The 13,689-nt window shown below is 59.5% G+C and carries 11 protein-coding genes; 9 read left to right on the forward strand and 2 right to left on the reverse strand.

Features of this window, described 5'->3' with window-relative positions:
* Positions 1 to 22: 22 nt before the first annotated feature.
* Positions 23 to 1,132 (reverse strand): tRNA preQ1(34) S-adenosylmethionine ribosyltransferase-isomerase QueA, encoded by a 1,110-nt coding sequence (queA, locus tag G494_RS0111375; RefSeq protein WP_028584642.1) that lies wholly within the window; start codon positions 1,130 to 1,132, stop codon positions 23 to 25.
* Positions 1,133 to 1,290: 158 nt separating this feature from the next.
* Between queA and mqnB the strand changes: the two genes are divergently transcribed.
* From mqnB to mobA, 3 genes are read left to right on the forward strand one after another with little or no spacing between them, the layout of a single operon-like run.
* Complete coding sequence (gene mqnB, locus G494_RS25450) at positions 1,291 to 1,953, forward strand: futalosine hydrolase (RefSeq protein ID WP_028584643.1); 663 nt, start codon at positions 1,291 to 1,293, stop codon at positions 1,951 to 1,953.
* A gap of 27 nt (positions 1,954 to 1,980) precedes the next feature.
* Entirely contained in the window at positions 1,981 to 2,838 is an 858-nt protein-coding gene (locus tag G494_RS0111385) for a 1,4-dihydroxy-6-naphthoate synthase (protein WP_028584644.1), read from the forward strand.
* On the forward strand, positions 2,832 to 3,842 hold the full coding sequence (mobA, locus tag G494_RS25455; RefSeq protein ID WP_028584645.1) for a molybdenum cofactor guanylyltransferase: 1,011 nt from the start codon (positions 2,832 to 2,834) through the stop codon (positions 3,840 to 3,842). The genes G494_RS0111385 and mobA overlap by 7 nt, the downstream gene beginning before the upstream one ends.
* Positions 3,843 to 3,914: 72 nt before the next feature.
* On the opposite strand, the gene extKL is transcribed toward mobA, so the two are convergent.
* Positions 3,915 to 5,126 (reverse strand): multiheme c-type cytochrome (seleno)protein ExtKL, encoded by a 1,212-nt coding sequence (extKL, locus tag G494_RS25460; RefSeq protein WP_269746577.1) that lies wholly within the window; start codon positions 5,124 to 5,126, stop codon positions 3,915 to 3,917.
* 391 nt (positions 5,127 to 5,517) lie between these two features.
* Between extKL and G494_RS23080 the strand changes: the two genes are divergently transcribed.
* The 6 genes from G494_RS23080 to G494_RS0111430 all read left to right on the forward strand — a co-directional run bounded on the left by G494_RS23080 (position 5,518) and on the right by G494_RS0111430 (position 13,688).
* Positions 5,518 to 8,511, forward strand: a complete 2,994-nt coding sequence (locus G494_RS23080) for a PEP/pyruvate-binding domain-containing protein (protein WP_051305620.1) — start codon at positions 5,518 to 5,520, stop codon at positions 8,509 to 8,511.
* 31 nt (positions 8,512 to 8,542) lie between these two features.
* Positions 8,543 to 9,892 (forward strand): NADP-specific glutamate dehydrogenase, encoded by a 1,350-nt coding sequence (gdhA, locus tag G494_RS0111410; protein WP_028584647.1) that lies wholly within the window; start codon positions 8,543 to 8,545, stop codon positions 9,890 to 9,892.
* 41 nt (positions 9,893 to 9,933) lie between these two features.
* Positions 9,934 to 10,680: an arginyltransferase gene (locus G494_RS0111415; protein ID WP_035246276.1), complete on the forward strand. Its 747-nt coding sequence runs from the start codon at positions 9,934 to 9,936 to the stop codon at positions 10,678 to 10,680.
* A 133-nt stretch (positions 10,681 to 10,813) separates the two neighbouring features.
* Positions 10,814 to 11,899, forward strand: a complete 1,086-nt coding sequence (gene gmd / locus G494_RS0111420) for a GDP-mannose 4,6-dehydratase (RefSeq protein WP_028584649.1) — start codon at positions 10,814 to 10,816, stop codon at positions 11,897 to 11,899.
* Between the two features lie 30 nt (positions 11,900 to 11,929).
* Positions 11,930 to 12,871: a GDP-L-fucose synthase gene (gene fcl, locus G494_RS0111425; RefSeq protein WP_028584650.1), complete on the forward strand. Its 942-nt coding sequence runs from the start codon at positions 11,930 to 11,932 to the stop codon at positions 12,869 to 12,871.
* Positions 12,872 to 12,884: 13 nt separating this feature from the next.
* Positions 12,885 to 13,688 carry an ABC transporter permease gene (locus G494_RS0111430; protein WP_028584651.1) on the forward strand — a complete coding sequence of 268 codons (804 nt, stop codon included), beginning with the start codon at positions 12,885 to 12,887 and terminating at the stop codon, positions 13,686 to 13,688.
* Position 13,689 lies beyond the last annotated feature (1 nt).

The following is a 13,689-nucleotide window of genomic DNA, read 5'->3' on the forward strand; positions in this document are numbered from 1 at the left end:
CGCCGGCTGATTCGGGCAGGGCTCAGCGTCCGGCCTCCCTGGTGATGATGGCCATGGCATCGCCATAGGAGAAGAAACGGTAGCCCCTGGCAACCGCCTCCTTGTAGGCGCCCAGGATCTTCTCCCTGCCGGCCAGCGCCGAAACCAGAAAGAGCAGTGATGACTGCGGCAGGTGGAAGTTGGTGATCAGGTTGTCCACGGTTCGGAATCGGTAGCCTGGGTAGATAAAGAGATCGCAGGACCCCTCCATGGGCCGGACCACCCCCTGGCTGTCGGTGGCAAATTCCAGAGAACGCACCGAGGTCGTTCCCACGGCCCAGATCCTTCCCCCCCGCTCTTTTACCGCATTGATGGTCCCTGCTGCCTCTGGGGAGAGGCTGAGGTGTTCCCTGTGGATCTGATGGTTGCGGATATCTGCGCTTCGTACCGGGGCAAAGGTGCCGTAGCCCACATGGAGCGTGAGGGAGACCAACTCAACCCCCTTGCGGCTGATGGCCTCGAGCAGCTCCTCGCTGAAGTGCAGCCCTGCGGTGGGCGCTGCCACGGAGCCGGGGTGGTGGGCATACTTGGTCTGATAGCGCCGCTGGTCCTCCTCGGTGGTACCGTTGCTGCGTTGGATATAGGGAGGCAGGGGCACCTGGCCATGGCTCTGGATGAGGGCTTCCAGGTCTTCTCCCTGTTCCGGGTGATACTCCAGCACGACCCGGGCCTTGCCGTCCTCCTGGTATGCCTCGATTCTGGCGCTCAGCCGTTCGCTGAAGTGGAGGACGCTCCCCGGTTTCGGCCGTTTGGAACTCTTGATCAGGCCCAGGGCCGATGCCTGTTGTCCTGCCGTGCCCTCCGCACCCGGAGCCAGGAGGGTGGGAAACTCCAGCAGGAAGAGTTCCGCCTTGCCGCCCGTGGCCTTGCGGCCAAGCAGGCGGGCCGGGAAGACCTTGGTGTTGTTGACCACCAGGAGGTCGCCCGGGGAGAAGTGGTCGAGCAGGTCGGAGAAGCGTTGATGCTGGAGTTGCTCCTTGCTGCTGAGGACCAGGAGGCGACTCTGGTCGCGCTGGCCGGCAGGTTGCTGGGCGATCTGCCCTGGGGGGAGATGGAAGTCGTAGTCTGTGAGTTGATGGGAATAAGCTGCCATGGAAACGTCAGGGTAAGGGATTGCTGATGGCCCGCGAGGATACGCGGCCTTGTCAAAATGGGATGATCCTTGGGATCGTCTGCAAAGGAGCCTACTCTACTATAGATGAGTCGGAAAGTCTCGGGCCGTTTGCCCGGATTGGTGAACAAGAGGTTTTTATGTATCTGCTAACTGCGGCAACGGCCCTGGAGATGGAGTGCTTCCTTGCCCGGGCAGGCAGCCTGGATAAGGTGACGCCCCTGGTTACCGGCGTAGGGGTAGTGGAGACAGCCACCCGCCTGACCCGTTTTCTGGCCTCCACAGAGAACTGTTATCAGGGGGTGGTCAATATCGGTATTGGCGGCGCTTATATCGATGGCCACGGTCCCAGGGCCGAGCTGCTGGATATCTGTCTGGCACAGAGGGAGGTCCTGGGAGATTTAGGGGTCTGTCTGGGCGACTCCATAGAACCGCTCATGGGCGAGGGACTGCTCTTTCAGGATCAGTTTGCCCTGGATGGGGAGCTGCTGGCCCGGGCCAGGAAGGTGCTGTTGGAGCGGAATATTCCCTGCCGGGTGGGCACCTTTGTCACGGTCCAGTGTGTCAGCGGCAGCGAGCAACGGGGCCGTCTGCTGGCTGACTGCCACGACGGTCTCTGCGAAAACATGGAGGGTGCGGCCGCAGCCAGGGTCTGTGCGGAGTTTTCCCTGCCCCTGCTGGAGTTGCGGGCGGTCTCCAACCTGGTGGAGGATCGGGACCGGAGCAGCTGGAAGATCAAGGAGGCTGCCAGCCGATCCGGCGAGGCGGCGGCCATCATAGTAACTGCTCTTGAGAGCAGCTAACAGCGATTGATTGAGAGAGTGTGCGCAATGAAGCAGGAACCGCAGCGGTCCATCGGCTATTCCCCCTGTCCCAACGATACCTATATCTTCTATGGCCTGATCCATGGCCAGGTACCGCTCTCCGGTCTGCGGTTAGGTCCGCCGGTACTCGATGATGTGGAGACCCTTAACCGCTGGGCTAAAGAGGGGCGCCTCGATGTGACCAAACTCTCCTTCCATGCCCTGGGCCATGTCCTGGAACACTACTCCCTGCTCCATGCCGGTGCCGCCCTGGGCCGGGGCTGCGGGCCGCTCCTGGTTACCGGAAATCACGATAAGCCGGCCCAGCTTAAGGAGTGGAAGATCGCCGTTCCCGGCAACTGGACCACCGCAGCCCTGTTGCTCCGGCTCTACCAGCCGGGCTGCAGCCGGATAGAGGTGATGCGTTTTGAACAGATCATGGCGGCCGTGGCCACTGGTCGGGTCGATGCGGGGGTGATCATCCATGAGAGCCGCTTCACCTATCAGCAGCAGGGGCTGGAGTGTGTCCAGGACCTGGGGCAGTGGTGGGAGGAGGCCACCGGCCACCCCATCCCCCTGGGCTGTATCGCCGCCAAGCGGGACCTGCCCGTGCAGGAGGTCGCTGCCATTGATGGGGCGATCCAGGCCAGCCTGCGTTGGGCCATGGCCCACCCCGAGCAGTGCGGAGACTATATCCGGGCCCATGCCCAGGAGCTGGAGGAGGAGGTGGTCCGGAGCCATATCCGGCTCTATGTGAACGAGTTTTCCCTGGACCTGGGAAGAGCCGGGGTCGCGGCGGTGGAGGAACTGCTCCAGCGGGGCATGGAGGCCGGAGTCTTTGCCCGGGAAAAGATCCAGGGCCGGGAGCTGTTTCGCTCGTGCTGAGCTCTGGAGCCGGCGGAGCCGATCGGCAGGAGCGCCTCCAGCCCCTGGCGAGCCTGCCGCTGCTCGCCGTCTGCGGCGCCACGGCCGGGGAGCGGGAGCGCTGCCTCAGCCTGCTCCGGGATCGGCTCCAGGCAGAGGGCTTGGAGGTGGCCAGGCAGGGCCTCAGCCGTCCCTGGAGCTCTGTCCAGGCAGAGGCTGCGGAGATGGCTGAGCAGTCCCGGCTGGAAGGGCGGCTTCACGGACTCTGCCAGCGCTTTGATCTGGTCCTGGTGGAGAGCGCGGCTAGCTTGCCCTTGCCGTATCTGTGGCTTGAGGGGGGCGGCCTGGTGAGCGGGGTCCATGGCGCTGCCCAGACCAGTTCCGGCCGAGCCCTGGTCTGGAACAGTGCACAGCTGGTTGAGCGGGTCCGCGCCTGGTTAGGGCAGCAGTGGCAGCAGACGCCACTCTGGGGCTGCGTGTTGATCGGCGGTAAGAGTCGGCGGATGGGACGGGCCAAACACCTGATCAGCCGGCAGGGACACACCTGGGTGGAGCGTGGAGTCCAGGTCCTGAGCCGGCAGGTGGAGCAGGTGGTGGTCTCTGGAACGGGTGAACTGCCCGACTCGCTGAGATCGCTGGAACGGGTGGAGGATGTGGCCGGTCTGGGGGGACCGATTGCCGGTATCCTGGCGGTCATGCGCCACCGGCCCGAGGTCTCCTGGCTGGTGGTGGCCTGTGACCTGCCTGAGATGGATGAGCGGGCCCTCCAGTGGCTGCTTGCAGCCAGGGGACCCGGGGTGCACGGGGTGCTGCCGGATCTGAACGGCAACGGCATGGTGGAGCCGCTGCTGGCCTACTATGATTTCCGGGCCCGCAGCGCGGTGGAGGCCATCGTGGCAGGCGGCTCCCTGCGGATCAACCGCCTCAAGTCGGCCCCAGGGATCATCACCCCCCAGCCGCCGGCGGAGTTGCGCCGGAGTTGGCGCAATGTCAACACCCCCGAGGAGCTGGCCAACAAGCCCTGAGGAGCAGCGGCGGCGGCCTTGCTCCCCAGGGGAGACCCTGTTCTGGCTATGGGGTTGCAGCAGGGGCCAGGCTCAGAAATCCAGGGTCCGCTCCTCTTCGTAGACCAGTTCGCCCCTGCCGCCGCTGAGGTAGTACCAGAGCTTGGCCTCAACTGTCACCTCATCGATATCGGTATCAAAGTGGACCAGGTACTGCTCGCGCTGGGTCGTCAGCGGCGGCAGGGTCAGGTCGATGATTCCCTTGATCTGCCAGGCGCCGTAGCGCATGTCCCTGTCCGGATCCACCCCGATTTCAAACCACTTTTTTTCGCTTTTAAACAGTTCCTTGCCGTCAGAATCTTTTGCGGTCACTTCCAGGACCACTTTTCCGGACCACAGTCAGCCGTCCGGGATGCGATGACCGGCCCTGTTGTCCACAAAGGCGGTGATCACGGCGCTGGGCACCCAGTCGGCAGGGTTCTTCACCCCGGTGATTTGACCCGGGAGGTGCTGGTATGGGGCGACCTCCAGCCTGAGGCCCAGCCCCTCTTTGACGGTCTCCAGGTCATGGCCGCCGGGGAAGAGGTGCCCCTTGTTGAGGTGACAGTCCTGACAGGACTTGGAGCCGCCTGCGGCCAGGTAGCCATGGCGATAGCTGCCGGAGAGGGTGTTGCACTGGATGGTTTCACCGTCCGGGGCATGGTAGACCCCGTGGCACTGCATGCAGAAGGCCGAGGTCTGCAGGTCGCTGCTGGCCACAGATTGGTGAAAGTCGTCACCGTCGTCACCGTTGGGGCCGTAGATGACCTTTTCCGCAGGCGCACCCCGCAAGCCCGGCGCCACCCCGTTGGCCTTGATGTTGTGGCAGGAGTAGCAGCCCACATTGAGTTTGGCCAGGGTCTCGGCCGCCCGGACTCCCTGAGCAGAGCCCTTCTCTTCAAAGGCGGTGACGATCAGCTCACCGATCTCCACAGCCAGTTCTTCCGAGGCAAAGTTCACCGCCGGGGCGTGGCAGTCGAGGCACTTGAGGAGCTGGGCCTTGGTCAGCGGGGTCTGCCACTCCTTGGCCAACCCCACGGCAATGAAGTTGCGCATCCCCTTGAGGGAGGAGTTGACCGCCTTGGCATGCCAGGATCCCTGCCACTGGCTGTAGATCTCCCCATGGCACTCGGCGCACTGCTTATCGTCAAACATGGCGACCAGTTCAGCAAGGGTTTTCGCCTCTCTGGCCTGAGCGATGGAGCAGGCGAAGAGAATAAGCAGGGCGATGAGCAGGTTCTTCTTGCGGACAAGGGCTGGATGCATGGTCCCTCCTGTACTTGGGTAGTGTTGCTCTCCAGGTGGTGCCGGCAGGCAGTGATTCGGGATGTTTCCTCAGCGCTGCTTGGCCTTGACCCGGATGATGGCAGCTGGAATGAGTCAGGGGATAAACTGTGGCTCGCTACCTCCTTGGGTGGAAAGTGATTGAAATAGTGCGCTTCCTGTTGCAGTCAGTATCCTGCAGGGTCGTGGAAAAGTAAAGAAAAATGTGGGGCAGGCCGGATCCACCCTGAAGTCAGGATCCGGCTGGAAGGGGAGGGCGGATCCTCTTGGCCCCGGGGAAGGGAGGGGAAGAAAAAATTGTGCACAGCCAGGGGAATGGGGTAGAATAGAGCCATGGCCCCAGCATGCTGATTCTCCCTCTCCCAGGTGCTCCATGACAGGTATCCAACCCTATTCGCGGATCTTTGGTCACGATCCCCATTTCAAGATCTTTCACGAGCTGATGCGCTATAAGGTCCGTGAGATTCTGCTGGTTTCCAGCCCCTACGATGCCTATATCATGGAAGAGGACGGCAGTCTGGCCTCTCGGGTGATCAACGAATATTTCGGCCTCAACCTCAGTCAGCCGCCGCGGATTACCCGGGTGGCCACCGGCGAGGAGGCCCTGGCCATGTTGGCGGAGCGGGAGTTTGACCTGGTGGTCACCATGCCCCACTTAGGGGGGATGGATGGCTGCAGCTTCAGCTCCGAGGTCAAGAGGCAGAACCCGCTGACCCCGGTGGTGCTGATGTCGCACACCAACCGGGATCTGATCATCGATCCGGCCGTGGATCTCTTCACCTGTATCGATAACAGCTATGTCTGGTGCTGCGATTCCGACATTCTCCTGGCCATTGTCAAGAATGTGGAGGATCAGCAGAATGTGGATTTTGACACCAGGAAGGCCATGGTCCGGGTGATCCTGCTGGTGGAGGATTCGGCGGTCTATCGTTCCCGGCTCTTGCCCTTGCTCTATGGGGAACTGGTCAAGCAGACCCAGTCGGTACTCGGTGAGGGGCTCAACGAGCAGCACCGTCTCCTCAAGATGCGGGCCCGGCCCAAGATTTTGACCGCAGCCACCTACGAGGAGGCGATGGAGCTTTTTCAACGCTACAAGCCTTATATCTTTGCGGTGATGTCGGATGTCCGTTTTCCCCGGGGCGGTCAGTTGTGTGATGATGCCGGGGTGCAGCTGCTGGACACGATCCGTCAGGATAAGAAGGATCTGCCCCTGTTGATGCTCAGTACCGACCCGGACAACCGGGACAAGGCCGAGGAGATCCCGGTCACCTTTGTCGACAAAAATTCAGCAGATATCGAAGAACAGATCCATGACTTCTTTCTCCGCTACCTGGGCTTTGGCGACTTTGTCTTCCGCCTGCCTGATCAGACCCAGGTGGGCAGGGTCTCCAGCCTCTATGAGTTTGAACAAGAGCTGCAGCTGATCCCCACGGCCTCGATCCGTTACCATGCCGAACACAACCATTTCTTCAACTGGGTCATGGCCCGGGCCGAGGTGGCCCTGGCGGCCCGACTCCACAAACATCACTTCTCGCAGATTGACGACGATGACCAGCTGCGGGAAGATATCCTTTCCAAGGTGCATGCTTTGCGGAAACTCAGACAGCAGGGGGTGGTGACCCAGTTCAACCGGGACCGCTTTGACCCCCTGATTACCGACTTTATCCGTATCGGCGGCGGCTCCATGGGCGGCAAGGCCAGGGGGATCGCCTTCATGGCCTCGGTGCTCCACCAGGTGGCCAAGAACAATCCGCTCCTGGCGCACTATCAGGTCAAGATCCCCCAGACCTGCGTGGTCTCGGAGGTGGGTTTTGATGACTTTATCAGCCTCAACGAGTTGAAGCAGCGGCAGGGCGAGTCCGATGCCTCCGTGGTCAGCCGTTTCCTCCGGGCCAGGCTGCCGGGTTGGCTGGAGCAGGATCTGCGGGCCTATCTGGCCAAGATCAGCTATCCGGTATCGGTGCGCTCCTCCAGTATGCTGGAGGATGCCCAGTTTCGTCCCTATGCCGGGCTCTACAACACCTTTATGCTGGCCAACACCCATCCCTCCTTTGAGGTCCGGCTGTCCCAGCTGTTCAAAGCGGTCAAGCTGGTCTATGCCTCTACCTGGTTCGAGGCCCCCCGGGCCTTTTCCCGTTCCACCGGCCAGACCCAGGAAGATTCCATGGGGGTGATCATCCAGCAGCTGGTGGGGCAGCGTCAGGGCGATTATTTTTATCCCGCCGTTAGCGGGGTGGTCCAGTCCTACAACTACTATCCGCTGGGCAAGATGGAGGCCGAAGAGGGGATCGCCCATGTCGCCCTGGGCTTTGGCAAGACCGTGGTTGAGGGGGAGTCCAGCCTCCGTTTTTCACCCCGCTATCCCGAATACCTGCCCCAGTTTTCCACGGTGGAGGATATCCTCAAGAACAGTCAGCGTCGCTTCTATGCCCTGGACTGCCGGGAAAACAGCCGCCTGAGTCAGGACAACAGCAACCTGGTCAGCCGGGAGATCAGTGAGGCGGCCTGCGAGTACCCGGTCCGCTTTCTCTGTTCCACCTACAACACTCAGGAGGATCGGATCAGGGATGCCGATCTGCCGGGCTATAAGGTCTTGACCTTTGCCCCTATCTTGAAATACGATGTCTATCCCCTGCCCCAGCTGCTCGCCGAGCTGTTGGTCATCGGCAGGGACGGCATGGGCTGTGAGGTGGAGTTGGAGTTTGCCCTCCATCTGCACGAGCAGCAGGAGAAGAGTGAGCTCTATTTCCTCCAGATCAGGCCCATTGCCACGGGCAAAGAGGAGAAGGAGACCAATATCCATCCCGATGAACGCGATGAGGCCTTTGTCCGCTCCACCCGGGCCCTGGGACACGGGGTCTATCAATCGATCAGCGACGTGCTCTATGTGAAGCCGGACTGCTTTGATCATGCCGCAACCAGGGATATTGCCCAGGAGATCGGCCGGATCAATGGCCGGCTCCATAGGCAAGAGCGACCCTACCTCCTGATCGGTCAGGGCCGCTGGGGAACGGCTGATCCCTGGTTGGGCATCCCGGTGCAGTGGAACGATATCTCCGGGGTGACCGCCATGGTTGAACTTCAGGACCCAAGCCTCAACGCCGAGCCCTCCCAGGGGTCCCATTTTTTTCAGAATATCACCTCGCTGGATATTCCCTACCTGATGATCCTGAACCAGGCAGGCGGCAGCAGCCGGGAGTCCGGGGCGGGAGACACCCCGCCTGAGGAGTGGATCAACTGGGAGGTGCTGGAGCAGCAGGAGCGGATCAGTGAAGGGCGCTATATCCGCCACGTCCGCTTTCAGACCCCCTTTACCTTGAAAGTCGACGGGACCTGTTCGGAGGCCATTGGTTTCCTGGAGAGCTAGTCCTTTATATACGGAGAAAACGGAGCAGCGCATGGAACAGATTGTCAGCAGGATTGTACAGCGGGACCCGGAGCAGAAAGAGTTTCACCAGGCTGTCCACGAGGTCTTGGAGACCGTTCGACCGGTCTTGGAACGAAATCCCGAGTTCAGGAAGCAGGCGGTACTGGAACGGGTGGTGGAGCCGGAGCGGGTCCTGATGTTCCGGGTACCCTGGATGGATGACCAGGGGCAGGTCCATGTCAACCGTGGATTTCGGGTGGAGATGAACTCGGCCATCGGCCCCTACAAGGGGGGGCTGCGTTTTCACCCCTCGGTCAGCCTCTCCATCATCAAGTTTCTCGCCTTTGAGCAGGTCTTCAAGAATTCTTTGACCACCCTCCATATGGGCGGGGGCAAGGGCGGCTCTGATTTTGATCCCAAGGGACGTTCCGATGCAGAGGTGATGCGCTTCTGTCAGGCCTTTATGGCGGAACTGTTTCGCCATATCGGGCCCAACACCGATGTCCCGGCCGGCGATATCGGGGTGGGCGGCCGGGAGATCGGTTATCTCTTTGGGATGTATAAAAAACTGCGCAACGAGTTTACCGGGGTGCTCACCGGCAAGAGCCTGGCCTGGGGCGGCAGTCTGATCCGGCCCGAGGCCACCGGCTATGGGGTGGTCTACTTTGCCGCCGAGATGCTGGCCACCCGAGGTGATCGGTTGGAGGGCAAGAACTGCCTGGTCTCCGGCTCCGGCAATGTGGCCCAGTTCACCACCGAGAAGATCCTGGAGATGGGAGGCAGGGTCCTGACCCTTTCCGACTCTTCGGGCTACATCTTCGATGAAGAGGGGATTGACCACGAGAAGCTGAATCATGTCAAAGAGATTAAAAATATCCGCCGGGGTCGGATCCGGGAGTACTGTCAGCGCTATCCGGCTGCGGTCTATGTGGAGGCAGATCCGGACCTGGAGTACAATCCCCTCTGGACCCACCGGGCGGATTGTGCCTTTCCCAGCGCCACCCAGAATGAGATCAATGCCAGGGACGCCCAGACCATGGTGGAGAACGGGGTGTTTCTGGTCTGTGAGGGCGCCAACATGCCCTCGGCCCCCAGCGCGGTCGAGGTCTTTGTGGAGCAGAAGATCCTCTACGGGCCCGGCAAGGCGGCCAATGCCGGAGGGGTGGCGGTCTCAGGCCTGGAGATGGCCCAGAACTCCATGCGCCTGAACTGGCCCAGGGCAGAGGTGGATGAACGGCTCCAGCAGATCATGAAGTGTATCCATAAGACCTGTGTCGATGCCTCGGCAGAGTATGGGATGGAGGGCAACTATGTGGCGGGTGCCAACATTGCCGGCTTTGTCAACGTGGTCAATGCCATGCTCGATCAGGGGCTGGTCTAGGTGGTCGATTCAGGATATCTTTTGTTTCAAGGTACGTTTTGTTGAAAAACCATGAGCGCGATCAGCGACAACAGCTGCCGGAAAACCAGGCCCTGGAGGCAGCCATTGAACAGTACTTCGTCGATGTGACCTCCCGCTGTCCCTATGGGATGGATCAGCAGGCGATCTATCACCAGGGGATGTGCGGCCGGCTGGATGACCGGACCATGGGGAGCTTCCTGGCCCAGGGCTACCGCCGCAACGGCAACGCCATGTACAACATGCGCTGTCCCGGCTGTTCCCTCTGTGTGCCCATCCGGATCCGGCCGGAGCAGTTTACGGCCAACCGCAACCAGCGGAGGGTCCTGAAGAAGAACCGGGATGTGGTGGCCGGGGTCGCCCCCCTGACCATGTCCCGGGAAAACCTCAACCTGCTGGAATCCTTCCTGACCACCCGTTTCCCGGAGAGTAACAACCATGCCGAGGGCTACTATACCGGTTTTTTTATCACCAGTATCACCCGCTGTTTCGAGATCCGCTACCGGGTCGGGGAGCAGCTGATCGGGGTGGCGGTGGTGGATGGTGCGCCTGGCTGGCTCAATGCGGTCTACTTTTACTTTGATCCGGAGCAGAGCTGGCGCAGCCCCGGCACCATGAACATCCTCTACCTGTTAAATTTTTGTAGGAATCAGCAGATCGATCTCTTATACTTGGGCTACTGGATCAAGGATCTTGGCGGGATGGATTACAAGAAACATTTCCGTCCCCACGAGCTGCTGGTCGACGGCTCCTGGCAGCTGAAACGGTAACCAGGGCCGGCCAAGCTCCTTCAGTCTTACCTCAGGGAAAATCCCTTGCAGTACGCCTGTATTTCATGTATCCGTAGCCACGTCTCTATTTATCACTTGTTTCTATAATCTGAAAATTTCTCATTGGGTAGCAATGAAAACGGCATTAATTACCGGTATTACCGGTCAGGACGGCGCCTATCTGGCGGAACTGCTCTTGGAAAAAGGCTATATGGTCCATGGGGTCAAGCGACGGGCCTCCTCGTTTAACACCGATCGTATCGATCATCTCTACCAGGATCTCCATGAAGAGGATATCCGTTTTCGGCTCCACTATGGTGATCTGACCGATTCGACCAACCTGATTCGGATCATCCAGGAAGTGCAGCCCGATGAGATCTATAATCTCGCTGCCCAGAGTCATGTTGCGGTCTCCTTTGAAACCCCGGAGTACACCGCCAACGCCGATGGACTGGGGACCCTGCGGATCCTGGAGGCTATCCGGATTCTCCAGCTTGAGGATAAGACCCGGTTTTACCAGGCCTCTACCTCGGAACTCTACGGCCAGGTGCAGGAGGTGCCCCAGACGGAAAAGACCCCCTTCTACCCCCGCTCACCCTATGCCGTGGCCAAGCTCTACTCCTACTGGATCACGGTCAACTACCGTGAGGCCTATAATATCTACTGCTGTAACGGGATCCTCTTCAACCATGAATCTCCCATTCGGGGCGAGACCTTTGTCACCCGCAAGATCACCCGGGCCCTGGCCAGGATAAAGCTGGGACTCCAGGAAAAGATGTACCTGGGGAACCTCAGTGCCAAGCGTGACTGGGGGCATGCCAGGGATTATGTCCGGATGCAGTGGCTGATGCTCCAGCAGGAACAGCCCGACGACTATGTGATCGCCACCGGGGTGCAGCATTCGGTGCGCGAGTTTGTCGAGATTGCCGCCGCAGAGTTGGGGATGGTGATTCGCTGGCAGGGCCAGGGGCTGGAGGAGGTCGGGATCGATGAGCGCACCGGTAAGACCCTGGTCGCCGTTGATCCCCGCTATTTCAGGCCCACCGAGGTGGAGACCCTGCTCGGTGATCCGACCAAGGCCAAGTCAGAGCTTGGCTGGGAACCCTTGATCCCCTTCCAGGATCTGGTCAGGGAGATGGTGGTTGAAGATCTGAAACTGGCCGAACGGGATCAGATCGTCAGTCAGAAGGGCTTTAGGGCTTTTAATTATTACGAATAATCAGGAAATTCCTGCGGGGACAATTTTGCTATGGATAAAGATGCCCGGATTTACCTTGCCGGTCACCGTGGACTGGTCGGTTCTGCAATCTGCAGGGCCCTTGAGGCGGCAGGCTGTACCAATATCCTGACCAGGACCCATGCGGAACTGGATCTGACCAGTCAGCAGGCAGTGCTTGAGTTTTTTCAGGAGGAACAGCCCGGGTATGTGTTTTTAGCGGCAGCCCGGGTCGGCGGCATCCATGCCAACGATTCTTATCCTGCAGACTTTATTCGGGATAACCTCCAGATCCAGACCAATGTCATCGATGCCGCCCATAAGGCAGGGGTGAAAAAACTCCTCTTTCTCGGCTCATCCTGCATCTATCCCAAGCTCTCCCCCCAGCCCATCAAGGAGGAGTATCTCTTGACCGGGCCCTTGGAGCCCACCAATGAGTGGTATGCCATCGCCAAGATTGCCGGGATCAAGATGTGCCAGGCCTACCGCAGGCAGTACGGATTTGATGCCATCAGCCTGATGCCGACCAACCTCTATGGCCCGGGCGATAACTTTGACCTGGAAAATTCCCATGTCCTGCCGGCATTGATCAGAAAATTCCATGATGCCAAGCGCGAAGATCTGGAGAGGGTGGAGATCTGGGGTACGGGTACGCCCAGGCGGGAGTTTCTCCACGTCGATGACCTGGCAGCAGCTGCCCTCTTGCTGATGGATCGCTACAGCGATGAAGCCATTGTTAATGTCGGCACGGGCGAAGATGTGACCATTGGTGAGCTGGCTGCCACGGTTGCCGCTGTGGTGGGGTATGGAGGAGAGTTATACTTCAATACCGAGATGCCCGATGGCACCCCGCGCAAGCTTCTGGATGTCTCCAGGCTCAAGGAACTCGGCTTTGCACCCCGCATAGCCCTCCAAGATGGGATCGCCATGACCTATGCCTGGTTTTTGAATAATTCAGCACAGATAAGGATGTAGCTTCAGCCCAGATATGATCCGTACTATCCACAGCTTTCTTGCTCTGCTCTGGCATCAACGGCGACTGATCTTCTCCATGGCCTCCCGCGAGGTCAAGACCCAGTATGTCGGTTCTTCCCTGGGCTTTCTCTGGACCATTATCCAACCGGTGGTGATGATCACGGTGTTCTGGTTTGTGTTCAGCATCGGCTTTAAGGCCCGGCCCATGAACGATGTTCCTTTCGTGGTCTGGCTGACCGCCGGCCTGGCACCCTGGTACTTCTTTGCCGATATCATCAGCGGCTCCACCGGCTTGGTGGTCGGCCATGCCCATCTGGTGAAGAAGACCATCTTTCACCCCCATATTCTCCCCATTGTAAAAGTTCTGTCCGCCCTGGTGAGCCACCTTGTTTTTTTGGGGGTGTTATTTGTGTTGATAATCTCCCAGCAGCAGCCTTTTCTCTTTTCCTTCCTGCAGGTCATGTACTACGGGATCTGTTTAGTTGTATTGGCCCTGGGTACGGCCTGGGTGACGTCGGCTCTCAATGTCTTTGTTCGTGATATCAGTCACTTGGTTGGGGTGGTTCTCCAGGTTGGATTTTGGGTGACGCCCATCTTTTGGGACATCTCCATGATGCCGGCTAAGGTTCAGGGATATTTAAAACTTAATCCTGTCTTTTATATCATCCAGGGGTATAGGGATTCATTTATCACCGGTGCCGCATTTTGGAACTACCCTCAATACACCCTTTACTTTTGGGGTGTTGCCCTGGCCAATCTTCTGCTTGGAGCCATGGTTTTTAAACGGCTTAAGCCTCAATTTTCCGATGTCCTTTAAT

Origin of the sequence: Desulfogranum mediterraneum DSM 13871 (genome assembly GCF_000429965.1) — a bacterium.
GTDB lineage: Bacteria > Desulfobacterota > Desulfobulbia > Desulfobulbales > Desulfobulbaceae > Desulfogranum > Desulfogranum mediterraneum.

Bases quoted from the DNA above. Each gene is read 5' to 3' on its own strand.
- G494_RS0111385 (WP_028584644.1), top strand. From the start codon at position 1,981: ATGAAGCAGGAACCGCAGCGGTCCATCGGCTATTCCCCCTGTCCCAAC.
- gmd (WP_028584649.1), top strand. From the start codon at position 10,814: ATGAAAACGGCATTAATTACCGGTATTACCGGTCAGGACGGCGCCTAT.
- fcl (WP_028584650.1), top strand. From the start codon at position 11,930: ATGGATAAAGATGCCCGGATTTACCTTGCCGGTCACCGTGGACTGGTC.
- queA (WP_028584642.1), bottom strand. From the start codon at position 1,132: ATGGCAGCTTATTCCCATCAACTCACAGACTACGACTTCCATCTCCCC.
- gdhA (WP_028584647.1), top strand. From the start codon at position 8,543: ATGGAACAGATTGTCAGCAGGATTGTACAGCGGGACCCGGAGCAGAAA.
- mqnB (WP_028584643.1), top strand. From the start codon at position 1,291: ATGTATCTGCTAACTGCGGCAACGGCCCTGGAGATGGAGTGCTTCCTT.
- G494_RS0111430 (WP_028584651.1), top strand. From the start codon at position 12,885: ATGATCCGTACTATCCACAGCTTTCTTGCTCTGCTCTGGCATCAACGG.
- G494_RS23080 (WP_051305620.1), top strand. From the start codon at position 5,518: ATGACAGGTATCCAACCCTATTCGCGGATCTTTGGTCACGATCCCCAT.